We start from the raw sequence: 1,429 nt of genomic DNA, 5'->3' as shown, positions 1-1,429 counted from the left end.
GAAAGCGCTAGGCATCGCTGAAACACAGTTGGATTTTTTTATTAAAAATGTCAATCGGCGTGATCGCTCTTTGGGCTGGCAGGCGCAAATTATTGAACTAGGCCTACAGCCCGACTCTTTAAAGGGAAAACAATTCATTCAGCTGGTCAATGATATTGTTGGTTTTCCTCGTCATTTATCACAGCACGTTGGTGGCTTTGTCATTTCCTCTGGCCCCTTATATGAATTGGTTCCAGTTGAAAATGCCAGTATGGCAGAACGTACAGTGATTCAATGGGACAAAGACGATTTAGAAAGTTTAGGCTTGCTGAAGGTCGATGTGCTTGCGTTAGGCATGCTAACAGCGATTAGAAAGTCATTTGACTTGATACACCATTACTATGGTCGTCGTTTGAGTTTGGCAGATTTAACACGCATGCAAGACGATCCAAATGTTTATGCCATGATCCAAAATGCAGATACGGTTGGTGTGTTTCAAATAGAGTCTCGTGCACAAATGAGTATGTTGCCGCGCTTAAAGCCTAAAACCTATTACGACTTGGTGATTCAAATTGCAATTGTTCGTCCGGGGCCGATACAGGGCGATATGGTGCACCCTTTTTTAAAGCGTAGAAACGGCGAAGAGCCTATTGAATATCCCTCCGATGCTGTGAAAGAAGTATTGGCGCGCACACTGGGAGTGCCGATATTTCAGGAGCAGGTCATCAAGCTTGCCATGGTCGCAGCAGGTTTCACTGGTGGTGAGGCTGATCAATTGCGTCGCGCGATGGCAGCTTGGAAGAAGACTGGGGAGTTATTTCAGTTCAAGAATAAGCTGATAAAAGGAATGTTAGAGCGTGGCTACGAGTTGAGCTTTGCTGAGAAAATTTTTGAGCAAATTTGTGGTTTTGGTGAATACGGTTTTCCTGAGAGTCATTCTGCCTCGTTTGCGGTGCTGGCCTACGCATCTGCATGGCTGAAATACTATTATCCTGAGGCGTTTTATACCGCACTGCTAAATAGTTTGCCCATGGGCTTTTACAGTGCTTCGCAATTGGTACAAGACGCGCAACGTCATCATGTTTCTATACAGCCTGTATGCATTAATCGATCGATGATTGATCATGATCTACAAGGTGAAAACGCGAAAGTTATTCGCTTGGGCTTTCGTTTAGTAAAAGGGTTAAGCGTCGAAGGGCAAAACTTACTTGTTCGTGAGCGACCGCCCTTAGGTTTTAAATCTGTGAGCGAAGTGAAAGCGATCGGTCTATCTCGAAGAGATTTAGAGTCTTTGGCTTCTGCAGATGCGTTTAGATGTTTATCGGATAATCGTTATGAAACACGTTGGCAATTAATGAACCCTGAAAGTTCATTGCCATTTATGTCGAGCACCGTTGCAGAGGAGCCGATAGGTGATTTCAGGTTTAAGCCAAAGGATATTGAAAATCTC

At 44.2% G+C, this 1,429-nt stretch carries 1 pseudogene; it reads left to right on the top strand.

The annotated features are described in order from the left end of the window. Positions 1-13 precede the first annotated feature (13 nt). Positions 14-1,429: pseudogene (locus A3739_RS24515) on the top strand (error-prone DNA polymerase); the annotation flags it as partial.

The sequence above is a fragment of the Oleiphilus sp. HI0067 genome (assembly GCF_001635735.1).
The sequence above is the reverse complement of the archived record's forward strand: the minus strand, read 5'-3'. Positions and strand labels throughout refer to the sequence as shown.